The organism is Limimaricola cinnabarinus LL-001, assembly GCF_000466965.1.
Classification (GTDB): domain Bacteria; phylum Pseudomonadota; class Alphaproteobacteria; order Rhodobacterales; family Rhodobacteraceae; genus Limimaricola; species Limimaricola cinnabarinus.
The window spans coordinates 70,603-94,783 of the sequence record NZ_BATB01000008.1; the positions used below are offsets into that span (position 1 = coordinate 70,603).

The 24,181-nt window shown below is 67.9% G+C and carries 20 protein-coding genes, 1 tRNA gene and 3 pseudogenes; 14 read left to right on the forward strand and 10 right to left on the reverse strand.

Annotated features, from left to right (window positions below; genetic code table 11):
• Positions 1–84 precede the first annotated feature (84 nt).
• The 4 genes and pseudogenes from MBELCI_RS05130 to MBELCI_RS20955 form a co-directional block, all read right to left on the reverse strand.
• Positions 85–1,391: pseudogene (locus MBELCI_RS05130) on the reverse strand (HlyC/CorC family transporter).
• Positions 1,392–1,446: 55 nt separating this feature from the next.
• On the reverse strand, positions 1,447–2,400 hold the full coding sequence (locus MBELCI_RS05135; RefSeq protein ID WP_235047570.1) for a site-specific tyrosine recombinase XerD: 954 nt from the start codon (positions 2,398–2,400) through the stop codon (positions 1,447–1,449).
• Positions 2,397–3,971: a hypothetical protein gene (locus MBELCI_RS05140; RefSeq protein WP_021693096.1), complete on the reverse strand. Its 1,575-nt coding sequence runs from the start codon at positions 3,969–3,971 to the stop codon at positions 2,397–2,399. The genes MBELCI_RS05135 and MBELCI_RS05140 overlap by 4 nt, the downstream gene beginning before the upstream one ends.
• On the reverse strand, positions 3,968–4,138 hold the full coding sequence (locus MBELCI_RS20955) for a hypothetical protein (protein WP_021693097.1): 171 nt from the start codon (positions 4,136–4,138) through the stop codon (positions 3,968–3,970). The genes MBELCI_RS05140 and MBELCI_RS20955 overlap by 4 nt, the downstream gene beginning before the upstream one ends.
• A 163-nt stretch (positions 4,139–4,301) precedes the next feature.
• Here MBELCI_RS20955 and MBELCI_RS05145 point away from each other — a divergent pair, with 163 nt between their 5' ends.
• The 3 genes from MBELCI_RS05145 (at position 4,302) to MBELCI_RS05155 (ending at position 6,806) form a co-directional block, all read left to right on the forward strand.
• Complete coding sequence (locus tag MBELCI_RS05145; RefSeq protein WP_045319749.1) at positions 4,302–4,880, forward strand: shikimate kinase; 579 nt, start codon at positions 4,302–4,304, stop codon at positions 4,878–4,880.
• A complete protein-coding gene (gene aroB / locus MBELCI_RS05150) occupies positions 4,877–5,998 on the forward strand; it encodes a 3-dehydroquinate synthase (RefSeq protein WP_021693099.1) in 1,122 nt (373 codons plus the stop codon). Before MBELCI_RS05145 ends, aroB begins: the two co-directional genes overlap by 4 nt.
• A gap of 199 nt (positions 5,999–6,197) precedes the next feature.
• Entirely contained in the window at positions 6,198–6,806 is a 609-nt protein-coding gene (locus MBELCI_RS05155) for an outer membrane protein (protein ID WP_021693100.1), read from the forward strand.
• A gap of 85 nt (positions 6,807–6,891) precedes the next feature.
• Here the strand turns inward: MBELCI_RS05155 and MBELCI_RS05160 are convergent, their stop codons facing one another.
• On the reverse strand, positions 6,892–8,100 hold the full coding sequence (locus MBELCI_RS05160; RefSeq protein WP_045319750.1) for a pyridoxal phosphate-dependent aminotransferase: 1,209 nt from the start codon (positions 8,098–8,100) through the stop codon (positions 6,892–6,894).
• A 211-nt stretch (positions 8,101–8,311) separates the two neighbouring features.
• Here MBELCI_RS05160 and cysS point away from each other — a divergent pair, with 211 nt between their 5' ends.
• From cysS to MBELCI_RS05175, 3 genes are read left to right on the forward strand one after another with little or no spacing between them, the layout of a single operon-like run.
• Positions 8,312–9,766, forward strand: a complete 1,455-nt coding sequence (cysS, locus tag MBELCI_RS05165; RefSeq protein ID WP_021693102.1) for a cysteine--tRNA ligase — start codon at positions 8,312–8,314, stop codon at positions 9,764–9,766.
• Entirely contained in the window at positions 9,763–11,391 is a 1,629-nt protein-coding gene (gene cimA / locus MBELCI_RS05170; RefSeq protein ID WP_045319735.1) for a citramalate synthase, read from the forward strand. Before cysS ends, cimA begins: the two co-directional genes overlap by 4 nt.
• Positions 11,388–12,158: a squalene/phytoene synthase family protein gene (locus tag MBELCI_RS05175; RefSeq protein WP_045319736.1), complete on the forward strand. Its 771-nt coding sequence runs from the start codon at positions 11,388–11,390 to the stop codon at positions 12,156–12,158. The genes cimA and MBELCI_RS05175 overlap by 4 nt, the downstream gene beginning before the upstream one ends.
• On the opposite strand, the gene MBELCI_RS05180 is transcribed toward MBELCI_RS05175, so the two are convergent.
• From MBELCI_RS05180 to cobA, 3 genes and pseudogenes are all read right to left on the reverse strand, one after another.
• Positions 12,133–13,371 (reverse strand): MFS transporter, encoded by a 1,239-nt coding sequence (locus MBELCI_RS05180; protein ID WP_021693104.1) that lies wholly within the window; start codon positions 13,369–13,371, stop codon positions 12,133–12,135. The two genes, MBELCI_RS05175 and MBELCI_RS05180, sit on opposite strands and share 26 nt — an antisense overlap.
• A 31-nt stretch (positions 13,372–13,402) precedes the next feature.
• Positions 13,403–14,674, reverse strand: a complete 1,272-nt coding sequence (locus tag MBELCI_RS05185; protein ID WP_021693105.1) for a cobyrinic acid a,c-diamide synthase CobB — start codon at positions 14,672–14,674, stop codon at positions 13,403–13,405.
• A pseudogene (gene cobA, locus MBELCI_RS05190) lies at positions 14,674–15,524 on the reverse strand (uroporphyrinogen-III C-methyltransferase). The gene MBELCI_RS05185 and the pseudogene cobA overlap by 1 nt, the downstream one beginning before the upstream one ends.
• Before the next feature lie 84 nt (positions 15,525–15,608).
• Here cobA and MBELCI_RS05195 point away from each other — a divergent pair.
• The 8 genes and pseudogenes from MBELCI_RS05195 to pgi all read left to right on the forward strand — a co-directional run bounded on the left by MBELCI_RS05195 (position 15,609) and on the right by pgi (position 23,378).
• Complete coding sequence (locus MBELCI_RS05195; protein ID WP_021693107.1) at positions 15,609–16,658, forward strand: cobalt-precorrin-5B (C(1))-methyltransferase; 1,050 nt, start codon at positions 15,609–15,611, stop codon at positions 16,656–16,658.
• The gene (locus MBELCI_RS05200) at positions 16,646–17,386 is read left to right on the forward strand and encodes a cobalt-precorrin-6A reductase (protein WP_021693108.1); all 741 of its coding nucleotides are present in this window, start codon (positions 16,646–16,648) and stop codon (positions 17,384–17,386) included. The genes MBELCI_RS05195 and MBELCI_RS05200 overlap by 13 nt, the downstream gene beginning before the upstream one ends.
• On the forward strand, positions 17,368–18,012 hold the full coding sequence (locus MBELCI_RS05205; RefSeq protein ID WP_045319737.1) for a DNA-3-methyladenine glycosylase family protein: 645 nt from the start codon (positions 17,368–17,370) through the stop codon (positions 18,010–18,012). Before MBELCI_RS05200 ends, MBELCI_RS05205 begins: the two co-directional genes overlap by 19 nt.
• Complete coding sequence (locus tag MBELCI_RS05210; protein WP_021693110.1) at positions 18,009–18,677, forward strand: alpha/beta hydrolase; 669 nt, start codon at positions 18,009–18,011, stop codon at positions 18,675–18,677. Before MBELCI_RS05205 ends, MBELCI_RS05210 begins: the two co-directional genes overlap by 4 nt.
• Positions 18,678–18,861: 184 nt before the next feature.
• Positions 18,862–19,446 (forward strand): HNH endonuclease, encoded by a 585-nt coding sequence (locus tag MBELCI_RS05215; protein WP_021693111.1) that lies wholly within the window; start codon positions 18,862–18,864, stop codon positions 19,444–19,446.
• 141 nt (positions 19,447–19,587) lie between these two features.
• On the forward strand, positions 19,588–21,042 hold the full coding sequence (zwf, locus tag MBELCI_RS05220; protein ID WP_021693112.1) for a glucose-6-phosphate dehydrogenase: 1,455 nt from the start codon (positions 19,588–19,590) through the stop codon (positions 21,040–21,042).
• Between the two features lie 60 nt (positions 21,043–21,102).
• The gene (pgl, locus tag MBELCI_RS05225) at positions 21,103–21,774 is read left to right on the forward strand and encodes a 6-phosphogluconolactonase (protein ID WP_021693113.1); all 672 of its coding nucleotides are present in this window, start codon (positions 21,103–21,105) and stop codon (positions 21,772–21,774) included.
• Between the two features lie 3 nt (positions 21,775–21,777).
• Positions 21,778–23,378 (forward strand): annotated as a pseudogene (pgi, locus tag MBELCI_RS05230) (glucose-6-phosphate isomerase).
• A gap of 137 nt (positions 23,379–23,515) precedes the next feature.
• Here the strand turns inward: pgi and MBELCI_RS05235 are convergent.
• A complete protein-coding gene (locus MBELCI_RS05235) occupies positions 23,516–23,863 on the reverse strand; it encodes a RidA family protein (protein ID WP_021693115.1) in 348 nt (115 codons plus the stop codon).
• A gap of 38 nt (positions 23,864–23,901) precedes the next feature.
• A tRNA-Gly gene (locus MBELCI_RS05240) sits at positions 23,902–23,975 on the reverse strand.
• Between the last annotated feature and the right edge of the window lie 206 nt (positions 23,976–24,181).

Sequence of the window (24,181 nt, forward strand, 5' to 3'; positions counted from 1 at the left end):
CAAGATATGGCCGACCCTACCGGGGTCGGCCAAGTCTTTTGGGCCCATGGGCCCGCCTGATGATCGCTGGATGGGGAAACCGCTTCAGAGGCTGTCCAGAGGGCGGATGCGCAGCGTCGAGATCCGGTTCTCTTCCTTGCCGATGACTTCGAAGCGGAAACCGTGGAAGCTGAAGACCTGCCTTCGGTCGGGATCATCTGCGCCTCGTGGATCACCAGCCCCGCGATCGTGTTGGCCTCTTCGTCGGGGAGGTTCCAGTCCTGCCGCCGGTTGAGATCACGGATCGTCATCGAGCCGTCGATCACGTAGGCGCCGTCCTCGGTCATTGCGATCGGCTCTTCGCGCTCGGCGTCGAATTCGTCCGAGATCTCTCCCACGATCTCCTCGAGGATGTCTTCGAGCGTGATCAGGCCGCGCAGCGCGCCATATTCGTCGACGACCAAGGCAAAATGCGTGTGCCGCTTGAGAAACTGGCGCATCTGGTCGTCGAGCGTCGTGGTCTCGGGGATGAAGTAGGGCGTCATCGCGACATCCATGATGTCGAAATTTTCGAGTTCAGTCGTCTCGACTGCGCCATCGCCCATCATCTTGTGCATCGCGCGTAGGAGATCCTTCGCGTGCAGGATGCCGACGATGTTTTCGGGTTCGTCGCGATAGAGCGGCAGGCGCGTGTGTGGGCTTTCGAGGCACAGCGACAGGATCTCGGTCGCGGGGCGGCCCGCATCGATCATCGCGATGTTGGAGCGGTGCAGCATCACCTCTTCGACCGTGCGGTCCCCGAGATCGAGCGCGCCGAGGATGCGGTCGCGATCCTCGCGGTCGACGACGCCCTCCTCGTGGCCGAGGCTCAATGCGCCGGCGATTTCCTCGCGCACGGCGAGAACGTTGAGGTCGGGGTCGGTGCGCACGCCGAACAGGCGCAGCAATGCCCGGACCAAGACCTGGACCGCCGAGACGACGGGGGCGAAGATCAGGATCACCCAGCCGATGGGGCGCGCGACGGTACTGGCGAACGTCTCTGCGTTGGTGATGGCATAGGTCTTGGGCAGCACTTCGGCGAAGATCAGCACCAGAAGCGTCATCACCAGCGTCGCCGCTGCCACGCCGCTGTCGCCGAAGACGCGGGTGAGCAGCGCGGTCGCCAGCGAGGTGGCGAGAATGTTGACGACGTTGTTGCCCAAGAGGACCGAGCCGATCAGGCGCTCGTTGTCCTCGGTCACCTGAAGTGCCTGCGCCGCCCCCTTGGAGCCGCGATCGGCCGCCGCGCGCAGCTTGCCGCGCGACGCGGCGGTCAGCGCCGTCTCGGAGCCCGAGAAGAAGGCCGAGGCCACCAGAAGGAAGAGAATCGCGATGCTGGTGATCCAGAAGGCGGCGTCGAGGGCGGTTTCCATGAAGTCCTTCGCAATTTGCGGCTCCCCCAGAGTTATGGTCCGGGGTGTGGCGGGATCAACCCTTCTCGCGCGGATGCGCGAGAGGATGATGCTCGTATACGAGCGCGGTCAGGCGCTCGCTCTGCACATGGGTGTAGATCTCGGTGGTCGATAGATCCGCGTGACCCAGAAGCGCCTGGATCGCCCGCAGATCCGCGCCCCCCGCGAGAAGATGGCTCGCGAAGGCGTGGCGCAACACATGCGGCGTCACCTGATCCGGAGCAAGCCCCGCGCGTGCGGCTAGATCCTTGATCAGCACGAAAAAGCTCTGCCGCGTCAGGTGGCCGTCGCGGCCGCGCGCGGGAAACAGGAATTTCGAGGCGGGCTTGCCGGCAGCGACCGCCTCGGCCTCCGCCGCGTCGCGTCGCGCCAGCCATGCCGAAACGGCGGCCCGCGCGGGGCGCGACAGAGGCACCATCCGCTCGCGCCCGCCTTTGCCGCGCACCAGCAGCATTTCGGGATCGCCGCGCAGCGCCGCCACCGGCAGCGTCACGAGTTCGGACACCCGCAGGCCGGTGGCATAGAGCAGTTCCATCAGGCAGGTGGCGCGCAGCGGATCGCGCGGCTCGGTGCGGGCGGCGGCGAGCAGCGCCTCGACCTCCTCCCGCGAGAGCGTACCGGGCAGGCGGCGCGCTCGGCCCGGTCCCTTGAGCCGGATCGCCGGGTTGTCCTCGCGCCAGCCTTCCTCGAACGCGAATCGAAACAATTGCCGGATCGAGGACAGCCGCCGTGCGCGGGTGGCGCTCGACAACCCTTCGGCCTCGCAGGATATGAGGTAGCGCTCCACGTGGTCCTGCGTGGCGCTGGCGAAATGCGCATCCTTGTGCGTCAGCCACCCGGCGAAATCATTGAGGTCGCGCCCATAGGCCAGAAGCGTGTTGCGCGCGGCATCAAGCTCGGCGGCCTGTGCTTCGAGAAAGGCCGAGATCCAATGCCCCATCGGCATCGCGGCAGCCTGTGCAGCACTCATGAAGAACGCTCCAGCAACAGCAGCTGCAGCGCGACGCGGCGCGCCGTATCCTCCATCCCGACGGCCCGCAGTGTGGCGAGCCCATCGGCAAGCGCCCCGGTGTCGCCGGTGCGGCCCTGCTCGATCAGGAGGGTCGCCGTCAGGATGGCCTCGCCCAGCCGACCCTCGTCGATCATGGTCGACAGCCCTGCGGGCGGCGACCTGTCCGAGAACCCGTCGAGCAGGGCGAGGGGAATGGGATCGTCGGGGGCCGGATCGGGACGGGCATCCTCGGGCACGCCGCGCGCCAATGCCGATAGCAAGGCGTCGCGCGGGGTTGCGGCCTCAAGCGGCTGCGCGGCGGCCTCGTAATCGGGGCCGAGCAGAGCCATTTCCTGTGCAATCCGCGTCGTTTTCCCGGGCAGATCTACGCCAACAAGATCAGGCCCGTAGTGCTGGGCGAAGGCGGACTGAAGCCGCGCGTCGTGCATTGCCTCCCATGCAGGGGGCAACGTTTGCGCGACCTTTCCCGTGTCGCCCGCGCGCAGGGCCGTGTCGAAGCCCTGTATCGCGGCGGCCCGATCCCACAATCCGCCCGAGGCGGCGGGCACGCGGGCCGTATAGATGCCGAACAGCCGCGCGGGCTCGATCGCGCCGTGGCGGGCGAGCCGTTCAGCTGCCTCGATCTGTGCGCGCCACGCCTTGGTGGGACGCAGGTCGGCATGGCTGAAGGCGCGGGGCAGGGAAGCCGCCGGCATCGCCTCGCCCACCGCTTCGCGCAGGCGGTAGACCAAGGGCGTCACCCGTTCGGGCGCCTCAAGCGGCGGCTCGCCCTCATAGAGGTCGGGGTCGAGAAAACGCGACAGCATGGCGTCCTCGGCATCGGTCACCTCGGCCAGCGCGCGAGCCGAGTTGAGCGTCAGCGCCGCGGCCTGCCAGTCGCCTTCGCGGGCAAGACAGAAGATCCGTGCGGGCCAAGTCGGGGCGATGGCGGGCTTGTTGCGCATGGCGCGGCAAGCCGCGTTCTCGGAGCCGGTGAGCAGCGCGGTGTCGAACCAGCGCCGGAACCGCTCGGGATCGTCGGGGCCGGCCTCCTGCAGCAGTTCGGCCGCCGGATCGAGCGCGCCCATCTCGAGCAGCCGGTCGATCCGTGCGAGAAACAGCGCGCCGCGCCCGTCCGCATCGGTGGGAGGATCGGCCTCGGCCACCATCAGGAGCTGTAGCAGCGCTTCAAGGGCGGGGAGCGTGTCGAGCGGCTGCGCCTCGATCAGGGCGATCAGCCGATCCTGCTCGCTGGCCGACCACAGATGGCGCGGCAGGCCCGAGACACGCGGCCCGACCAGCCCCACGGAATCGGGAGACGCGGAATCGAGCGGGCGCACCGAAACCTGCGGCGCGGCCGCGCTGTCGGCCACGGGCGGCTCTTCGGTGTCGGGCCCGGGGGCCGTCGTGTCGGGCAGGGCCACCGACCGCGACAGCCAGTCGATCGCGGAGAGCGGTTCTCCGCCGGTCGCGTCCTGCTGCGCGGCTCCGGGCTGGGCCAAGGCCGCGATCGCGGTGGTCACGAGCAGGAGGCGCGCGGCGCGCGTCACTGACCGATCCCGAGGGTGACGGGCTTGGTCACCTCCGTGGCGGGGGCCGCAAAATCATCGGGGAACAGCATCGGTCCCACATAGGCATAGGCCAGAACACCCAACACGGCCAACACCGCGAGGATCAGCGCCGCTTTCACCAGCGCCCAGATCAGTCGTCTCAGCATCTCAGTCGTTTCCTTGCCCCGGTCTGCGGGCAGCCGTGCGCCGCCTCTTTCGAACGATTCATAACTGGTCTTTCGGCGGATATCACGTCATTCAGGGCGAGAAATTGCCGGGCCCGTACTGCGGGCCGCGACAAGGGGACGGATGCAGGCGGGGAAGGCGCAGATGACGGTACGGGACGACGCCGGAGCGCCACGCGCGCGGCAGCTGCGACGACCCCTGGTCCTGGTCGGGATGATGGGATCGGGCAAGACCGCCATCGGCCGCGCTCTCGCCACACGGCTGGGCTGCGGATTCGTCGACAGCGACGCGGCCATCGAGGAGGCTGCGAAATGCACGATCGCCGAGATATTCGCCCGCGACGGTGAGCCGTTCTTTCGTGCCCGAGAGAGCGAAGTGCTAGGGCGGCTGCTCGAAGCGGGGCCGCGCGTGATCTCGACCGGAGGCGGCGCGTATCTCGCCCCTGCCAATCGCGACATGATCTCCCGGCTGGGGGCGGCGCTGTGGTTGGACGCCGATCTCGATCTTCTGTGGGAACGGGTGCGCCACAAATCCACCCGGCCCTTGCTGCGCACCGCGGATCCACGCGGCACGCTGTCGCGCCTACTCACCGAGCGCCGCCCCGTCTATGCGCAAGCCGAACTGCGGCTTATCGCGCAGCCGGGGGATTCGATCGACCGGACCACCAGCCGCGTGATCGAGACCCTCGCCACCCGGCCCGACATCATGGAGACACAGCAATGATCGCCCCCAAGACTGCCACCGTCCGGGTCGACCTACCGGGGCGGGCCTATGACATTCATGTCGGCGCCGGGCTCGTGGCGCAGGCAGGGCATCACCTGCGCCCGCTGCTGCGCCGCCCGCGCGTCGCGATCCTTACCGACGAAACCGTGGCACAGGCACATCTGGCGGCACTCGAAGCCGGACTCGCTGCCCAAAGCATCGAGGCGGTGAGCCTCGCGCTGCCTGCGGGTGAGGCAACCAAGTCGTGGGACGGTCTGGCCCGCGCGACCGAATGGCTGATCGAGAGCCGCGTCGAGCGCGGCGATCTCGTCGTGGCTTTTGGCGGCGGGGTGATCGGCGATCTGGCCGGGTTCGCCGCCGCCATCGCCCGGCGCGGCATTCGATTCGTGCAGATGCCTACCTCGCTCCTGGCGCAGGTCGACAGTTCGGTCGGCGGCAAGACCGGCATCAACACCGCGCAGGGCAAGAACCTTGCCGGGGCGTTTCACCAGCCGGTGCTCGTGCTTGCCGACGTCGCGCTGCTCGACACGCTGCCCGAGCGCGAGTTTCTCTCGGGCTATGGAGAGGTGGTGAAATACGGCCTTCTGGGCGACGCGGGTTTCTTCGAATGGCTCGAAATCAACGGCCCGCGCCTGCGCGACGGCGACCGCGACGCCCGGCTCGAGGCGGTGCGGCGGTCGTGCGAGATGAAGGCCGAGATCGTGATGCGCGACGAAACCGAACAGGGTGACCGGGCACTTCTCAATCTGGGGCACACCTTCTGTCACGCGCTCGAGGCGGCGACGGGCTATTCGGATCGGCTCAAGCATGGCGAGGGGGTGGCGATCGGCTGCGCTCTGGCCTTCGATCTGTCGGCGCGCCTTGGGCTCTGCCCGCAGGAGGAGCCGAGCCGCGTGCGCGCGCATCTGGCCACGATGGGCATGCGAGCCGAGCTGCGCGACATCCCCGGCGATCTGCCCTCCGCCGAATCGCTGTTGGCGCTTATGGGGCAGGACAAGAAGGTGAAAGACGGCAAGCTGCGCTTCGTGCTGGCCCGCGCGATAGGTGAGGCCTTTGTCACTTCGGATGTGCCACCGGAGGCAGTGATTTCGGTCCTGTCGGACAGTGCCGCAGGGTAATCGGCAGGACGCCGCCGACACATGGGCCGATCTCTGCGCGCAGACGGCGTCGACCCTGCGCATTTTTCTGCAGCTGCATTGAACCTTCCCATGGCCCATGTGTTCTAGCGAGGACGCACCGGCCCAGATCGGTGGTCCGCCACGGTCGCCCCCCTCCCAATCATCGGGTGACCGGGCATGGAACGAAGAGGAACTACACATGAATTTCAAGACCCCCACCTTTGCACTGACCTTCGGCCTTCTGGCCGCCCCCGCCTTTGCCGGTGGTCTGGCCATGCCGGTCGCCGATCCGGTGGCCCCCGCCGCCCCCGTCGCCGTGGCCCCCGTGGTCGCGACCGGGTCCGACTGGTCGGGCTTCTACGCCGGTGGCCAGCTCGGCTACGGCGAAGCCGAAACCGATGACGACACGTTCGATGAGGACGGCGCCGTCTATGGTGGCCAGCTGGGCTACAACTACGACTTCGGCAAGCTCGTCCTCGGTGGCGAAGTGTCCTATGTCGGCACCGAGATCGGTGACGAGGACAGCGCTACCGAGATCGACGGCATCGCCACCGCCAAGCTGCGCGCGGGCTATGACGCGGGCGCCTTCCTGCCCTACGTGACCGCCGGTTACGCCAGCGCCTACACCGCCGATGACATCGGCGGCGAAGACCAGTTCGACGGCTACGTCTACGGTGCCGGCGTGGACTACAAGGTCACCGAGAACATCGTCGTCGGCGGCGAAGTGCTGCAGCACGAGTTCGAAGACCTCGGCGCCACCGACCTTGAGACGACCACCGCCGCGGCGCGCGTGTCCTACCAGTTCTGATCGGACGGGCCCGGCCATCTGCCGGGCAGCCTCGATCACGACTAGCGGAAAAGGGGGTCGGTTACGGCCCCCTTTTTCATGTCTGCTACCGCGCTTGCGGCCCGGCCATTTCTCGGGCCAGTTCTCCGGCCAGCGCCAGCAGCCGCACCAGCGCCGCCTCGAGCTGCGAATCCTCGACCGTCAGCGCCACGCGCACATGCCCCGCCGCCGCACGGCCAAAGCTTTCGCCCGGCATCACCGCGATCCGCTCGCGCTCAAGCAGCGCCTCGGCAAAGGCTTCGCCATCGAGCCCGGTGGCCCGGATGTCGAGCAGCGCATACATGGCACCCTGCATCGGCACCGCCCGCACCACTCGCTGCGCCGCGACGAGACGCTGCGCGATGTCGCGCCGCCGCCGGAACGGTGCCGCGACCTCTGCCTCGAAGGCTGGTCCCAGCCGCAGCGCATGCAGCGCCGCGTCCTGCACGAAGCCGGGGATGCCGTAAGTCATGTGGGTAGCGAGGTCTTCGAGCGCGTCTATCGCGCCCTCAGGGCCAACGATCCAACCGATCCGGCTGCCGGTCATCGCGTGGCCCTTGGACATCGATCCCACGACAAGCGTCCGTCCCCCGAGGCCGGACAAGGCGCGGGGGCTCAGATGCTCGCCCTCCCAGACCTGCCCCTCATAGACCTCGTCCGAGATGAGCCAGAGGTCCCGGCGTTGGCACAGCGCGCCGATCTCGGCCAAAGCGTCGCGCCCATAGACCGCACCGGTCGGGTTGTTGGGCGTGTTGATGAGCAGCGAGCGTACGCGGCCCCCATGCCCCTCAATCGCGGCCTCCAGATCGGTGGCGCGCGGCACGAAGCCATCTTCGGCACGCGCCACCACCGGCAGCGCCGCCGTCCCCGCCGCGCGCAGCGTGCCGGGGTAGGTGGCATAGAACGGGTCGACATAAAGCGCGCCGTCCCCGGCGTCGCAGGCGGCCAGATGCGCCATGAAGAGACCGGCCTGCCCGCCGGGCACGATGAGGACGTTCTCGGGCGCGGTTGCCACACCGCTTTGCGCCTCCACCCGCCGGGCGATCTCGGCCCGGAGACCGGCGATGCCCGGAACAGCGGCATAGCCGGTGTGACCGCCCAATGCTGCGCGGTTCATGGCGTCGAGGATGCCCGGATCGGTGCGAATGTCGTGTTCGCCGATGGTCAGTTCGGTGACGGGGATCCCGGCCTCGATCATCCGGCGGGCCTTGCGGAACAGGTCCCAGCCGTCCGAACCGCCGGCGGTGATCTGCGTGATGCGATGTGAAACTGTCATGTCGTCCACAAGGGCGGGCTCGCATCCCACTGTCAATCGCCCGAGACGCTGGACGTAGGACGACACGGCTGCTAGATCGCTTTCCATGACGAGCACGAGCATCATCATCGGCTGCATCATTTCCTGCTGACTTGCGTCACGCGGGCCGCTCTCACGTTTTCCCGATGGAACACAGGATCAGCCCGCCGGCGTCACCGCCTGCGAGGCCCACATGACGACGATCCGCCTGCACGACACCAAGACCCGCCGCAAGGTGGAGTTCACGCCGATCGACCCGGAGAACATCCGGCTCTATGTCTGCGGGCCGACGGTCTATGACCGGGCGCATCTGGGCAACGCGCGGCCGGTGCTGGTGTTCGACCTGCTCTACCGGCTGCTGCGCGAAATCTTCGGCCCGGACCATGTCGCCTATGCGCGCAACTTCACCGACGTCGACGACAAGATCAACGCGCGCGCGGCCCAGACCGGTCGCCCGATCCGCGAGATCACCAATGAGACGATCCTGTGGTATCATCAGGACATGGACGCGCTCGGCGCGCTGCGGCCAGATCACGAACCACGCGCCACCGATTACATCGGCCAGATGGTCGCGATGATCGAACGCCTCGTGCTCTCGGGTCATGCCTATGCCGCCGAGGGCCACGTGATGTTCTCGGTATCGAGCCATGCCGAGTACGGCGCGCTGTCGGGCCGCGCGGTCGAGGACATGATCGCGGGCGCGCGCGTCGAGGTGGCCCCCTACAAGCGCGACCCGATGGATTTCGTGCTGTGGAAGCCGTCGCGCGACGACGAGCCCGGATGGGACGGTCCCGTTGTTGAAGGCCAGAGCGTCGGGCGCGGGCGTCCGGGCTGGCACATCGAGTGCTCGGCCATGTCCTACCAGCTCTTCGGCGAAAGCTTCGACATCCATGGCGGCGGCATCGATCTGCAGTTTCCACACCACGAGAACGAGATCGCGCAATCCGCCTGCGCCCATCCTGAAGGCGATTTCGCGCGGATCTGGATGCACAACGAGATGCTGCAGGTCGAAGGCAAGAAGATGTCCAAGTCCTTGGGCAATTTCTTCACCGTGCGCGACCTGCTCGACCGCGGTGTGCCGGGCGAAGTGATCCGTCTTGTCATGCTGGGCACGCATTACCGCAAGCCGATGGACTGGACCGAGGACAAGCGCGCCGAGGCCGAGGCGACGCTGGCCAAGTGGTACGGCATCCTGCACGCGCACGGCTTTACCGCCAGGATGGTCAAGGGCCTGAAGGCGTCTGGCGAGTGGTGCATGGACAAGGAGTTCCTCGGCGTACTTGCCAACGATCTCAACACCCCCGGCGCCATCGCCCGGATGCATGTTCTGGCGGCGGCCAAGACTCCGGCCAAGCTCGTGCCCTTTGCCGCCACGCTCGAACTGATGGGGCTGATCGAGGATTGGGACGCGCTCGCCACCCTCGCGGGGGCCGACGCGGCGCCCGCGATCGCGCCCGAGGTCGACGCCGCCGTCACTGCGCTTCTATCGCGCAGGGCGCAGGCGCGCGCCGCCAAAGACTGGGCCGAGGCCGACCGCATCCGCGACATCCTCAGCGCCGCAGGCGTGCAGGTGACCGATATGGGCGGGCAGGCAAGCTGGCAGCCCGGCCCGGATTTCGACGAGACCAAACTCGGGGGCAGCGCATGACCGACCGGCTCTATCTTTACGACACTACGCTGCGCGACGGGCAGCAGACCCAAGGCGTACAATTCTCGACCCGCGAGAAGATCCAGATCGCGCAGGCGCTTGACGGTCTCGGCATCGACCAGATCGAAGGCGGTTGGCCTGGCGCCAACCCAACCGACAGCGAGTTCTTCGAAGTTCCGCCCGCGACCCGCGCCACGATCACCGCCTTCGGCATGACCAAGCGGGCCGGGCGGTCGGCCGCCAATGACGAGGTGCTGGCGGCGGTACTCAACGCAAACACCTCGTCGGTCTGCATCGTCGGCAAGACGCATGATTTTCACGTCACCACGGCGCTCGGCATCACGCTCGACGAAAACCTCGCCAACATCCGCGAGACGATCGCGCATATCGTGGCGCAGGGCCGCGAAGCGCTGTTCGACGCCGAGCATTTCTTCGACGGCTGGAAGGCGAACCCGGACTACACCCTCGCCGCCATCCGCTCCGCCTATGATGCCGGCGCGCGCTGGGTCGTGCTGTGCGACACCAATGGCGGCTCCATGCCCGAGGAAATCGCGGCCATCACCCGCGACGTGATCGCCGCCGGAATCCCGGGCGATCATCTGGGCATCCATTGCCATGACGACACCGGGCAGGCGGTGGCCTGTTCACTGGCCGCGGTCGAAGCAGGCGCGCGCCAGATCCAGGGCACGCTCAACGGACTGGGCGAGCGCTGCGGTAATGCCAACCTCACCACGCTGATCCCGACGCTGCTGCTCAAGGAGCCCTACGCCTCGACGATGCGGACCGGCGTGACGCCGGACGCGCTCAAGGGACTGCGCCGTGCCTCGCGGCTTCTCGACGACATCCTCAACCGGGTGCCGATGAAGCAGGCCCCCTATGTCGGCGCCTCGGCCTTTGCCCACAAGGCCGGGCTGCATGCGAGCGCGATCGCCAAAGACCCCTCGACCTACGAGCACATCGAGCCGGGCGTCGTCGGCAATTCCCGCATCGTGCCGATGTCGAACCAGGCGGGGCAATCGAACCTGCGCGAACGCCTCGCCCGCGCCGGGATCGAGGTCGAGAAGGGCGATCCCGCGCTCGCCCGAATCCTCGACCGGATCAAAGAGCAGGAATCGCGCGGCTATTCCTACGACACCGCGCAGGCGAGCTTCGAGCTGCTGGCGCTGGACGAGCTGGGGCGGCTGCCGGACTTCTTCGAGGTCAAGCGCTACCGTGTCACGGTCGAGCGCCGCCGCAACAAGCGTGGCAAGATGGTGTCGCTGTCCGAGGCGGTGGTCGTGGTCAAGATCGGCGGCGAGAAGGTGATGAGCGTGTCGGAAAGCGCCGGGCCGGACGGGTCGGATCGCGGTCCGGTCAACGCGCTCAGCCGCGCGCTGGGCAAGGATCTCGGCCCCTACCAGTCGATCATCGACGACGTGCATCTCGTCGACTTCAAGGTGCGGATCACCGATGGGGGCACCGAGGCCGTCACCCGCGTCATCATCGACAGCGAGGACGGGCAGGGGGAGCGCTGGTCCACCGTGGGCGTCTCGGCCAACATCGTCGATGCGAGCTTCGACGCGCTGGTGGACTCCATCCGCTGGAAGCTGATCCGGGACGGCGCAGCACCGGTGGCGCGGCCATGAGCGTCGCCGCCTGTGCAGGTCTCGTCGAACGTGGCGATCCCGACCGGTTCCGCGCGGCCATGACCGCGCCGGTGGCCGCCCGCGAAAAGCTGTTTCCGCTCTATGCCTTCAACCTCGAAGTGGCGCGTGCGCCCTTCGTGACCAAGGAGCCGATGATCGCGGAGATGCGGTTGCAATGGTGGCGCGACGTGGTCGAGGAGATCGTCGGCGGCGCGCCCGTGCGCGCCCACGAAGTCGCAGCCCCCCTGGCGCAGGTCGTGCGCGAGGCGGCCTTGCCCGAAGCCGCGCTCGACGCCTTGGTGGCCGCGCGGCGCTGGGACATCTACTCGGACCCGTTCGAGGATCAGGCCGCCCTCGACGCGCATGTCGACGCCACGGCGGGCGGGCTGATGTGGCTTTCGGCCAAGGCGCTCGGGGCCGGTGACGACGAGGAGGGTCCGATCCGCAGGGCGGGCTTCGGCCACGGCGTGGCGCTCTGGCTCATGGCGATCCCCGGCTTCGAGGAGCGTGGCAAACGCCCGCTCGTCGATGGACGCCCCGAGGCGGTACGCGAGTTCGCCCGGCGCGGACTCGAAGCGCTGCATGACGCTCGAAAGACGCGACTGTCAAAGGCGGTCGTCCCGGCGCTGCGCGCCGCGTGGCAGGCCGAGGGAGTCCTGAAGCGCGCGGTGGCCGATCCGGGCCGCGTCGCGCAGGGCGCCTTGACCCCCGGCCCCGCCGCCGGTGCCGCCGCGCTGGCGCTCAGGGCCGCGACGGGGCGATGGTAACCCGGCGGCGGTTGCGGAGCCAAAGAAGCGCACCACCCGCCAACGCCAACGCGGGGAACATCGCCGAGTTGACGAAAAACCACCCTTGGGCGGGCATCCCGCCGGAGCAGTTCATCAGCCCGCCCGACGACAGCGACGCCAGCGTCACGAAGCCGAAAACCAACGTGTCGTTGAGGCCCTGCACCACGCCGCGCTCTTCGGGGCGGTGCTCGGAGGTGAGCATCGCTGTCGCGCCGATGAAGCCGAAGTTCCAGCCAAGGCCCAGCAGGATCAGCGTGGCGTAGAAGGCGGGCGGGCTCGTGCCCGATAGGCCAGTCAGTCCGGCGGACCCAAGAAGCGCCAGCCCCGTGCCCACGATCCGCGCCGCGCCGAATCGCGCGATGAGGTGGCCAGTGAAGAACGACGGCACATACATCGCGAGCACATGCGCCGAGACGATGTCATTGGCGTGGTCGCGCCCATGCCCCATGCCGACCACCGCGAGCGGGGTGGAGGTCATCACGAGGTTCATCAGTCCGTAGGACACCATCGCGCAGAGAATCGCGACGAGAATGCCCGGCTCGCGCAGCAGGGCCCGCCGGGACCGGTTCGGGACCGGCGCGACCTTGGGGTCGGAAGGCGTGCCGACCGGCAGGTCGAGCCCAAGGAATAGAAACAGCCCCCCGAGGTTCAGCGCCATCACGGCGAGGTAGCTGCCCAGAAAGGGTATCGCGAAGGCGTCGAGCACCGCCTTGTTGAGCTGCGGGCCGATGATCGCCGCACCGAGACCGCCCGCCATCACCCATGAGATCGCCTTGGGGCGGAAGCTGTCGGAGGCCGAATCGGCGGCCGCGAAACGGTAGAAGCCCTGCGCCGACATGTAGATGCCGGTGACATAGGAGCCAAGCAGCAGCACCGGGAACGAGCCGAGCATCAGCCCCAGCGCCCCGAGTCCGGCACCGAGCGCCCCGGCGATGCCCCCGATCACGAACCCCGCGCGTCGTCCGCGCCGCTGCATCAGCGGCGAGATCCACGGCGCCGTTGTCATCGAGCCGAAGACGATGAGCGAGATCGGCAGAGTGGCGAGGCAGGCGTTCGGCGACAGCTCCGCCCCCACAAGTCCGCCGATCACGAAAAGGATGGGCATCTGCGCGCCGAGGATCGCCTGTGCTGCGACCAGAAACGCGGTATTGCGCTTGGCGCGGCGATCGTCGGGAATGGGTGCGCTTGTCATGCATCACCGGTAGCGGCCACGCGCCGCTCTGTCACGCCCGATCGATCAGGTGCGCAAAGGATCCACAGACCCAGCCCTCTCGCAGCCCCATCGGTGACAAGGCTGTGCCTTCCGCGTCGCAGGCCTCGAACAGCGGCGCGCCGATGGCCGAGAGCGTGGTGGCATAGTGGAACTCATGCGCGGTCCAGTCGCCCCTGAACGGCCCATGCGCCGCCGTCACGCGGCGATAGCCCAAATGGAGCTTGCGGCTGGCGAAGGACGTCGAAAGCCGCAGCAATCCCGCCATTTGGTGCGCGGTGCCCTCCGCATCTGTCAGGCTGTCGCCCAGAACCATGTATCCGCCACATTCTCCATATATATCAGAATTTTGAGCCGACTTTTTAAGGCTTTGCATGAATATCTGCGCTCCGGCCAGCTTGCCTGCGTGAAGCTCGGGATAACCACCCGGAAGCAGCACCAGATCCGCCTCCGGGACGGCTTGGTCGGCCAAGGGCGAGAAGGGCCGGATCTCAGCGCCCTGTGCATGCCAATCGGCCAAAAGATGCGGGTAGGAGAAAGCGAAGGCCGCATCCTGCGCCAGCGCGATACGTTGCGCGGGCGGCGGCACGTGCGGACCGGTGCGTGGCGGCAAGGGAGCGGCGGACTGTGCCAACCCCATGAGGGCGCCGAGATCGAGATGCGCCTCGACGAGGTCGGCGGCGTGATCGATAAAGCGGTCGAGGTCGAGACGTTCGCCCGCCTGCACCAGGCCGAGGTGGCGGGAGGGATGCGAAAGGCCCGCTTCACGCGGTAGCGCCCCGAGCACCGGCAGGCCGATGCGCTCCAGCGCCCGGCGCAGCATTCCCTCGTGTCGGGGGGAACCCACGCGGTTCAACACGACCCCACCGATCCGGACCTTTGGATCGAAGCCTGCGAACCCCGCCACGAGAGGTGCCACGGATTGCGCCATGCGACCGGCATCGACCACCAGCACGACCGGAAGGCCCAGTTGCCGCGCCAGATCGGCGCTGGCCCCTCGACCATCGGGCGGCGCGCCGTCGAAGAGGCCCATCGCGCCTTCGACCACCAAGGTCTCGGCCCCGCCTGCCAAGGCCTTCAACCTTTCGGCGCCCATCGCCCAGGCATCCAGATTGAAGCAGGCCACCCCGCAGGCCGCCTCATGGAAGCGGGAGTCGATATAGTCCGGTCCGGATTTCGCGCCCCGCACCGCGATCCCGCGCCGCGAGAGCGCGCGCAGGATGCCGAGCGTGACCGTGGTCTTGCCCGAGCCGGAGGAAGGTGCGGCGATCAACAGGCTGGGCATCAGCCCTGCTCGGCGGGCCGTCCGCGTCCCAGGGGATCGAGATCGCGCGGGGCTTCGCCCGCGAGTTGGCCCTGCCAGTCGAGCACCTGCCGCATCAAGGCCGCGCGGCCGATGCAGATGATCGCCGGCGGCTCCAGCTTCGTATGTTCGATGTCCTCGGCCATGCGGTCGAGCCGGGTCTCCAGCACCTTCTGCGAAGGCGTGGTGGCGCCCGCGACCACCGCCACCGGTTCGTCCACCGCGCGACCCGCCGCGAGCAGGGCGTCGGCGATGGCGCTGGCATGCTTGATGCCCATGTAGATCACGATGACCTGACTGCCGCGCGAGATCGCGGCCCAGTCGAGCGAGGAGGGCGTGGCACCGGATTGGTCGTGGCCGGTCACGAAGGTCACCGACTGGTTCACGTCGCGATGTGTGACCGGAATACCGGCGTAGGCCAGCCCGCCGATGCCGGCGCTGATGCCCGGAATGATCCGTACCCGTACGCCATGCTGCACCAGCGTCTGCGCCTCTTCGCCGCCTCGACCGAAGACGAAGGGATCGCCCCCCTTGAGCCTGAGCACCCGCCGCCCGGCCTGCGCCAGCTCGACGAGCCGCAGAGAGATGTCGCGCTGCTTGGCCGAAGGTTTGCCGCCCCGCTTCCCGGCATAGATCTTCTCGGCGTCGGCGCCCAGTCGAGGATACGCTCGTCGACCAGCGCGTCGTAGACGATGACATCGGCCTGCCGGAGCGCGTTGAGCGCGTGCAGCGTCAGCAGGCCCGGATCGCCGGGGCCCGCACCGCAGAGCCAGACCCAGCCGGGTTCGAGGGCGGGCCAGTGATGGGCGGGGAGGGAGATCGAGTCGGTCATGGGATCGTTATTGCCGCGCGCCCGGCGCGAGGGAACCCCCGGTCGCGCTTTCCACCATCGCCCCGCGAGCCTAATGTTGCGCATATGAGCACGCCCGCCCCCCTTCGCCGCGGTTGGACCACCGGCGCCTGCGCCGCCGCCGCCACGCGCGCGGCGCTGTTGCGGCTCTGGGGTGGAGCATGGCCAGGCGAGGTGTCGATCACCCTGCCGCGTGGCGAAACGCCGGTCTTTGCCGTGGCGCATCGGGATGAGGGCGAGGGCTGGGCCGAAGCGGGTATCGTCAAGGATGCGGGCGACGACCCGGATGTCACGCATGGCGCACTGATCGTGGCGCGGGTACGCGAGGCGGCGCAGGGCGTGACGTTCCGCGCGGGCGAGGGTGTGGGTATGGTGACCAAGGCCGGACTGCCCGTCCCGCCGGGGGAGCCCGCGATCAACCCCGTGCCGCGCGCCATGATGGAGGAGGTGGTGGCCGAGATCGCCGCCGACCTCGCGCGCGCGCCGAATGTCGAGATCACCATCTCGGTCCCTGGCGGCGCGGCGCTGGCCGAGAAGACGTGGAACCCGCGCCTCGGGATTGCCGGGGGAATATCGATCCTCGGCACCACGGGCATCGTGCGTCCGTTCTCCTGCGCGGCCTGGATCGCGTCGATCCACCGGGGCGTCGACGTGGCGCGCGCGACAGGGCTGGAGCACGTGGCAGGCTGCACCGGGGCGACGTCCGAGCGAGTGGTGCAAGGGCTTCATGGTCTGCCGGATCACGCGATGCTCGACATGGGCGATTTCGCGGGCGGCATGTTGAAATACCTTGCCAAACACCCTGTTCCGCGCGTCACCATCGGTGGCGGCATTGGCAAGATCACCAAGCTCGCACAGGGTGCGGTGGACCTGCATTCGGCCCGGTCCCAAGTGGATTTCGCCGGGCTCGCCGAACTGGCGGGCGTGCCGGGGATCGCGGCGGCCAACACGGCGCTCGAGGCGGCGCGGATGGCCCCGGATCTGGGGCAGCACGTGGCCGAGGCGGCGCTGACGCAGCTCTCCTCCCGTTTCGGCACCGCGCGAGACGGCAGCGCCATCGCCTTCGACGTGGTGGTCATCGACCGGGCGGGCACGATCCTCGGGTGCGCCTCGTGACGGTGTTGGTGCTCGCCGGAACCCGCGAGGGGCGCGAGATCGCCGCCGGGCTGGCCACGCGCGGCATGCCGGTGCTGGCCTCGCTCGCCGGGCGCACGCGTCGTCCGCTCGATCCGGGCGTCCCGGTGCGCAGTGGCGGGTTCGACGGCGAGGCGGGATTTCGTGCCGCGCTCGATGAGCATGGCATCACCGCCGTGATCGACGCCACCCATCCCTTTGCCGAGACCATTACCGGGCGCACCGCTCGGATCTGTTGCGAGATCGGCCTGCCGCATCTCATTCTGCGCCGCCCCGGCTGGACGCCCGCGCCGGGAGACGACTGGACCCGCATCAAGGCCGAGGCCGACCTCGCGGCGCATGTGCCGCGCGGCAAGACCGTTTTTCTGGCCACTGGGCCACAGCGGCTCGAAGCTTTCAGCGGTCTCGAAGACCGCCGCGTGCTGTGCCGCAGGATCGATCCGGCGCCGGGGCCGTTCCCCCATGAGGACGGCCAATGGGTCGTCTCGCGCCCGCCTTTCAGCGCCGACGACGAAATGGCGCTCTTCGCGCTGATGGGGGTCGACGTGCTGGCGGCCAAGGATTCGGGCGGTGAGGACGGGCGCGCCAAGCTCGAAGCGGCGCGTAGGCTGGGGCTGAAGGTCGTGCTGCTCGACCGGCCGCCGCTGCCCGACGGGGCGCAGGTGGTCGAAACGGTGGAAGCGGCGCTGCAATGGGCGGAGGATCTGTGAGCGAACGCATCATCACGCATGAGGACCACGTGGCCGAGGGGGCCGGTTGGCTCGCGGCGAACACCGATCATTTCGCCCGGCTTCTCGAGATCACCGGTCCGCTGCCGCTGCGCCGCACGCCTGACGGCTTTGGTCAACTCGCGTCTGCCATCGTCAGCCAGCAGGTGTCGACCGCCTCGGCGCGGGCGATCCGGGGGCGGCTCGAAGAGGCCGGTCTGCTACGGGCCGAAACGCTCGCTTTGGCGGATGACGAGAGCCTTCGCGCCTGTGGCCTGTCGCGCCAGAAGATGCGCTACCTGCGGGCGCTGGCGCAGGCGGGGATCGACTTCGGCATCCTGCGCGACGCGCCCACGGACGAGGTCATCGCTACCCTCACCGCCGTCACCGGCATCGGCGTCTGGACCGCCGAGATCTATGCCATGTTCGCGCTGGGCCGGGCAGATGTCTTCGCACCCGGCGACCTCGCGCTGCAGGAGGGGGCGCGGCACCTGCTGGAGCTGGAGGAGCGGCCCAAGGAACGCTCGCTGCGCGAGATCGCGGCGCAATGGTCACCTTGGCGCGCGGTTGCGGCACGCGGTCTGTGGGAATACTACCACCATGTGAAGGGCAGGGAAGGAATCCTATGACACGCGCGTTGCAATCCGGCCGAGTGGAGCCGCTCAGCGGCGAGATGCGCTCGGCGGTGGTCTTCCTGCATGGCTACGGCGCCAACGGGGCCGATCTTCTGGGGCTTGCCGATCCGCTGGCCGAGCACATGCCGGACACGCTGTTTCTCGCACCCGATGCGCCGGAAGCCTGCATCGGCGCGCCGATGGGGTTCCAGTGGTTCCCGATCCCGTGGATCGACGGGTCGAGTGAAGAGGAGAGCCGCCAAGGCCTCGCCCGCGCCGCCGAGGATCTCAATGCCTTTCTCGATGGGGTCATGGTCGATGAGGACCTGCTGCCCGAGCAGGTGATGGTCGTGGGCTTTTCACAAGGCACGATGATGGCACTGCACGTGCTGCCGCGCCGCGAGGACGCGGTCGCGGGGCTGGTGGCCTTTTCGGGCCGGCTGCTCGAGCCCGAGCTTCTCGCCGACGAGGTGCAGAACCGGCTGCCGATCCTTCTGGTGCATGGCGACATGGACGAGGTGGTGCCGCCGCAATCGCTGCCCGAGGCGGCGCAGGCGCTGCAGGAGGCTGGTTGGACCGACCTTTATGCCCATGTGATGAAGGGCACGGCGCATGGAATCGCCCCCGACGGACTCGAAGTGGCGCTGGCCTTCATGCGCGAGCGTCTCGGGATCGCCTGATCTCTGGGCAGAACGACCGCTCATCGTCATATTGATGTCATCCACGCGGGCCAAGCTGATCCTTGCGACGACACGACCTTGGGACTTGCCAGCTTGTCGCCGCCAGATATAGTCGATGTACGGCAGGAGCGGGGCTCCCGCTCTGGTCGTCCGAAGGGGCTGCGAGAGCGAGGACGGACTCACGATGCAAGGCGACTTCAGGACCGAGTTCGTACGCGACCCGGTGGGGCTCAGGCAGCACCCGGCGCTGGTGCTCAACGCGGATTACCGGCCGCTCTCCTATTACCCGCTGTCTCTATGGCCTTGGCAGGAGGCGGTGAAGGCGGTGTTCCTCGACCGGGTCGATATCGTCGCCGAATACGATGCCGAGGTGCATTCGCCCTCCATGGTGATCCGAATACCCTCGGTCGTGGTGCTGAGAGATTTTGTCCGACCCCAGAAGCGCGTGGCTTTCACGCGCTTCAATTTATTTCTGAGGGACGGTTTTCGCTGCCAGTACTGCGGCTCCAAGGGTGATCTCACCTTCGATCACGTGATCCCGCGCGCCCGTGGCGGTGTCACGAGTTGGGAGAACGTCGTTGCCGCCTGTTCGCCATGCAACCTGCGCAAGGGCTCTCGGAGCTTGCGGCAATCCGGCTTGCACCTGACCCGCGCGCCGCGCCGGCCCGGCGCGGAGGAGTTGCGCGACCGCGGCCGGCGCTTCCCGCCGCATCACCTGCACGACAGCTGGATCGATTTCCTCTATTGGGACGCCGAACTGGAGGCCTGATCGCGCCAAGGCCGCGCTGTTTCGCCGGGATCGGGTTGCAGCCCATCCGCCGATGCCTAGACTGCGGCCGATCACACCGCTAAGAGGGCGGCGTTAGCGCTAACTGCACGGCCTTCGGTGGCCGCCCAGACGGAGACACCCATGGTATCGCGCGTCATTCCGGTCGACAGCTTCGACCTCGTCATTTTCGGCGGCACCGGCGACCTTGCCCGGCGCAAGATCCTGCCGGGGCTGTTTCGCCGCTTCCGGTCGGGTCAAATGCCTGCCGAGGCTCGCATCATCGGAGCCGCACGCTCCGACATGGACGATGCGGGTTACCGGCAGATGATCCGCGAGGCGATCGCGGAGTTCGGCTCGGAGGAAAAGAACGATGCGGGCGGGATCGACGCCTTCCTCGGGCGGCTGCACTATGTCGCCATCGACGCCACGGGCGATGGCGGCTGGAGCCAGCTGCGCGATCTGATGCGCGACGGCGTGATCCGCGCCTTCTATTTCTCGGTGGCTCCTTCGCTGTTCGGCGCCTTGGCCGAGCGGCTGCACCAGCATGGCATCGCCGATGCTTCGAGCCGGATCGTCGTGGAAAAGCCCTTTGGCCGCGATCTCGCTTCGGCCAAGGCGCTGAACGCCACGCTGGCCGAGCATTTCGACGAGGGGCAGATATACCGGATCGACCACTATCTCGGCAAGGAAACGGTCCAGAACCTGATGGCCGTGCGGTTCGGCAACGTGCTGTTCGAGCCGCTGTGGAACTCGCATTACATCGATCATATCCAGATCACCGTGGCCGAGACCGTGGGCGTGACCGGGCGCGGCAGCTACTATGACAAATCGGGCGCGATGCGTGACATGGTGCAGAACCACCTGATGCAGCTTTTGTGTCTGATCGCGATGGAGCCGCCCTCGACCTACGACGCCGACACGGTGCGCGACGAGAAGCTCAAGGTGATCCGCGCCCTGCAACCGGTCGAGCCGCACCAGATCGTGCGCGGCCAGTACGAGGCGTCGCAGGACGGTCCCTCCTACCGCGATGACGCCGAGAACCCGCGTAGCTTTACCGAGAGCTTTCTGGCCCTGAAATGCCACATCGCCAACTGGCGCTGGGCCAAGGTGCCGTTCTACATCCGCACCGGCAAGCGCATGAAGGCGCGCTCCTCCGAGATCGCGGTGGTGTTCAAGGATCTCGGCCACACGATCTTCGAAGGCGACACCGCGCGGCATCGCAACATCCTGTCGATCCGGCTTCAGCCGAATGAGGGGATGGACCTGCAGGTGACGATCAAGGAGCCGGGCCCGGGCGGCATGCGGCTTGTCGACGTGCCGCTCGACATGACCTTTGCCGACGCGCTGGGCCCGGACCGCGAGGACGCGCCCGACGCCTATGAGCGTCTGATCATGGACGTGATCCGCGGCAACCAGACGCTGTTCATGCGCGGCGACGAGGTCGAGGCGGCCTGGGCCTGGACCGATCCGATCATCGAGGGCTGGGAGGCACGCAACGACGTGCCCAAGCTCTATGACGCCGGAACCGCCGGCCCCGAGGATGCGATGATGCTGATGCATCGCGACGGCCGGCGCTGGCGCGAGATCAAGGGCTGAGAGGCCCGGGCGCCGCGGCCCTGCCGTGGTGCCGATAGGAAACCGAAAGGAACCAACGGCATGGAATTCGTCGAATACGCCGATTCCGAGATGATGATGATCGACCTTGCCGACCGGGTCGCCAGCGAGCTGCGCGCGGCGATCACCGCCGATAGCCGCGCCAGCCTCGCGGTGCCCGGCGGCACCACGCCGGGGCCGGTCTTCGACACGCTCTCGGCGATCCGGCTCGATTGGGACAAGGTGCATGTGATGCTCACCGACGAGCGCTGGGTGCCCGAAAGCTCCGAACGCTCGAACACCGGCCTGCTCAGGCGTCGGCTGTTCACCGGCGAGGCAGCAGCGGCGCATTACCTGCCGCTTTATGCCGAGGCCGAGCGTCCCGAAGAAAGGCTCGACGCGCTTCAGGGGGCGCTGGCGCCGCATCTGCCGCTCTCGGTGGTGCTGTTGGGCATGGGCGCGGACATGCACACCGCTTCGATCTTTCCGGGCGCGGACCAGCTCGACGCTGCGCTGAACGGCGATGCGACGCTCGTGGCGATGCGCGCGCCCGGCGCGCCGGAGCCGCGCATCACCTTGTCGGCCAAGGTATTGAACGAGGCGATGCGTCGGCACATCGTGATCATCGGTGCCGAAAAGCGCGCCGCATTGGAAAAAGCCCAGTCACTCGATCCGCAGGAGGCGCCCGTATCGGCGATCCTGAAGGGCGCGACCGTGCACTGGGCGGAGGGCTGAGACATGTGGAACGATCTCAAGACACGGGCGCAGGCCGTGGAGAACCGGCGCATCAAGACGCTGTTCGATGATCCAAGCCGCGCCCGGAGTTACTCCGTCAGCGCGCTGGGAATGCTGTTCGATTACGCCAAGACCAACATCGACGCCGAGACGCGCGATGCCTTGGTCGCGCTGCTTGACACGCGGGACGTGGCGGGCCGCCGCGAGGCGATGTTCTCGGGCGCGCCGATCAACGAGACCGAGGGGCGCGCGGCGCTGCACACGGCGCTGCGCAACCTCGACGGCGGCGCCGTGACCATCGACGGTCAGGATGTCATGCCCGAGGTGCTGGACACGCTCAAGCGCATGGAAGGGTTCGCCCGCGCCGTACGCTCGGGCGAGATCACCGGGCAGGGCGGCGCGATCACCGACGTGATCAACATCGGCATCGGCGGCTCGGACCTCGGCCCCGCGATGGCCGCCAAGGCGCTGGCACCCTATCACGACGGGCCGCGCTGTCACTTCGTGTCCAATGTCGATCCCGCCGACATCGCCGACGCGCTGTCGGCCTGCGATCCGGCGACGACGCTGGTGATCGTCGCCTCCAAGACCTTCACCACCATCGAGACGATGACCAACGCCCGCACCGCCAAGGCATGGATGGGGCAGACCGTATCCGACACCGGCGCGCAGTTCGCCGCGCTGTCGACGGCGGCCGACAAGACGGCCGCCTTCGGCATCGCGCCGGAGCGGGTCTTCGGCTTCGAGGACTGGGTCGGCGGGCGTACTCAATGTGGGGGCCGATCGGCCTGTCGCTAATGATCGCGATCGGGCCGGAAGCGTTCCGCGCCTTCCTGCGCGGCGGCGAAGCGATGGACCGGCACTTCCGCTCCGCACCGTGGCAGCAGAACATGCCGGCGATGCTGGCCCTCGTGGGGATGTGGCACAACCAGGTGCTGGGCCACGCCACCCGCGCTGTGCTGCCCTATGACAACCGTCTCGCCCGTCTGCCCGCCTATCTCCAGCAGCTCGAGATGGAATCGAATGGCAAGCGGGTTTCGATGGATGGTGAGGAGTTGCAGTTCCACAGCGGCCCCGTGGTCTGGGGCGAACCAGGCACCAACGGGCAGCACGCCTTCTACCAGCTGATCCATCAGGGTACGCGGGTCGTGCCTTGCGAGTTTCTCGTCGCCGCCGAGGGGCACGAGAAGGGGTTGGAGCATCAGCACCGCCTGCTCATCGCCAACTGCCTCGCGCAGTCCGAGGCGCTGATGAAGGGCCGCGATCTCGACGAGGCGCGCGACAAGGTCGCAGGCAAATTCGAGGGCGACGAGTTGGAGCGGCAGGCGAAGCACCGGGTGTTCCCGGGCAACCGGCCCTCGACGACGCTGGCCTACCCGAAGCTCGATCCCGAGACGCTGGGCAAGATCATCGCGCTCTACGAGCACCGCGTCTTCGTCGAAGGCATCGTGCTCGGCGTCAATTCCTACGACCAATGGGGCGTAGAGTTGGGCAAGGAGCTGGCCACAGCGCTGCAGCCGATTGTCGATGGCGAGCAGGGTGCCGACGACAAGGACGGCTCCACCGCGCAGCTCGTGGGCTTCCTGCGCGCCAACGGCGCCTGACCGGCCACGGGTCACGACATGCGAAGGGCGGCCCCATCACGGGCCGCCCTTTTTCGTAGTCTGGTTCCGGGGCGGGGTCGCCCGGTGTCAGGCCGGGCGATCCGAGTATTTTCAGAGTGAAGCGGACAGGGTCGCGCTCAGACCGCCGCGGTCACGATGATCTCGACAAGGTGCTCTGGCGTGGCGAGCTTGGCCTCTCCGGTCCAGCGGGCCGGGGCGCAGTCCTTGGCAACCCAAGGCTCCCATTCGGCGTTCATGTCGGCGAAATACGCCATATCCGACAGCCAGATCTGCGCGGTGAGAATGCGCGTCTTGTCGGTCCCGGCGAGGCCGAGCAGCCGATCGATCTCGGCAAGGATTTCGCGGGTCTGGGTCCGGGCGTCGTTGCCCGGCGTGCCGATCTGCCCCGCCAGATAGGCGATGCCGCCATGGACCACGGCCGCGCTCATGCGGGCATTGGATTCGATACGCTTGATGTCGGACATGTCGTCTCTCCCGTCAGGTTGTCGCGTGCGGGAGAGGTTGGAGCGGGTAACGGGAATCGAACCCGTAACTGAAGCTTGGGAAGCTTTCGTGATACCTTTTCACCATACCCGCGCGCTCTGGCTTGGAGGTAGCCAAGCCCGCGCGCATCGTCAAGCGGGTTTCCTTCAGTCGCGCGCCCGCCTGCGTCGTCGACCGCCCGCCTCGCCGCCGCCATTCGCGTTGAAGCTGGGCTCGGGCAGGGGTTGTGTCGCGCGCAGCCCCGCGAAGGGGGCGGTGGCGTGCGGGATCGCGTTTGCGGCGACGAAATGCTCCTGAAA

Excerpts from the sequence above, each read along its gene's own strand:
- MBELCI_RS05135 (WP_235047570.1), bottom strand. The coding sequence starts at position 2,400 with ATGAGTGCTGCACAGGCTGCCGCGATGCCGATGGGGCATTGGATCTCG.
- MBELCI_RS20955 (WP_021693097.1), bottom strand. The coding sequence starts at position 4,138 with ATGCTGAGACGACTGATCTGGGCGCTGGTGAAAGCGGCGCTGATCCTC.
- MBELCI_RS05145 (WP_045319749.1), top strand. The coding sequence starts at position 4,302 with ATGACGGTACGGGACGACGCCGGAGCGCCACGCGCGCGGCAGCTGCGA.
- aroB (WP_021693099.1), top strand. The coding sequence starts at position 4,877 with ATGATCGCCCCCAAGACTGCCACCGTCCGGGTCGACCTACCGGGGCGG.
- MBELCI_RS05155 (WP_021693100.1), top strand. The coding sequence starts at position 6,198 with ATGAATTTCAAGACCCCCACCTTTGCACTGACCTTCGGCCTTCTGGCC.
- MBELCI_RS05160 (WP_045319750.1), bottom strand. The coding sequence starts at position 8,100 with ATGACAGTTTCACATCGCATCACGCAGATCACCGCCGGCGGTTCGGAC.
- cysS (WP_021693102.1), top strand. The coding sequence starts at position 8,312 with ATGACGACGATCCGCCTGCACGACACCAAGACCCGCCGCAAGGTGGAG.
- cimA (WP_045319735.1), top strand. The coding sequence starts at position 9,763 with ATGACCGACCGGCTCTATCTTTACGACACTACGCTGCGCGACGGGCAG.
- MBELCI_RS05175 (WP_045319736.1), top strand. The coding sequence starts at position 11,388 with ATGAGCGTCGCCGCCTGTGCAGGTCTCGTCGAACGTGGCGATCCCGAC.
- MBELCI_RS05180 (WP_021693104.1), bottom strand. The coding sequence starts at position 13,371 with ATGACAAGCGCACCCATTCCCGACGATCGCCGCGCCAAGCGCAATACC.
- MBELCI_RS05185 (WP_021693105.1), bottom strand. The coding sequence starts at position 14,674 with ATGCCCAGCCTGTTGATCGCCGCACCTTCCTCCGGCTCGGGCAAGACC.
- MBELCI_RS05195 (WP_021693107.1), top strand. The coding sequence starts at position 15,609 with ATGAGCACGCCCGCCCCCCTTCGCCGCGGTTGGACCACCGGCGCCTGC.
- MBELCI_RS05205 (WP_045319737.1), top strand. The coding sequence starts at position 17,368 with ATGGGCGGAGGATCTGTGAGCGAACGCATCATCACGCATGAGGACCAC.
- MBELCI_RS05210 (WP_021693110.1), top strand. The coding sequence starts at position 18,009 with ATGACACGCGCGTTGCAATCCGGCCGAGTGGAGCCGCTCAGCGGCGAG.
- MBELCI_RS05215 (WP_021693111.1), top strand. The coding sequence starts at position 18,862 with ATGCAAGGCGACTTCAGGACCGAGTTCGTACGCGACCCGGTGGGGCTC.
- zwf (WP_021693112.1), top strand. The coding sequence starts at position 19,588 with ATGGTATCGCGCGTCATTCCGGTCGACAGCTTCGACCTCGTCATTTTC.
- pgl (WP_021693113.1), top strand. The coding sequence starts at position 21,103 with ATGGAATTCGTCGAATACGCCGATTCCGAGATGATGATGATCGACCTT.
- MBELCI_RS05235 (WP_021693115.1), bottom strand. The coding sequence starts at position 23,863 with ATGTCCGACATCAAGCGTATCGAATCCAATGCCCGCATGAGCGCGGCC.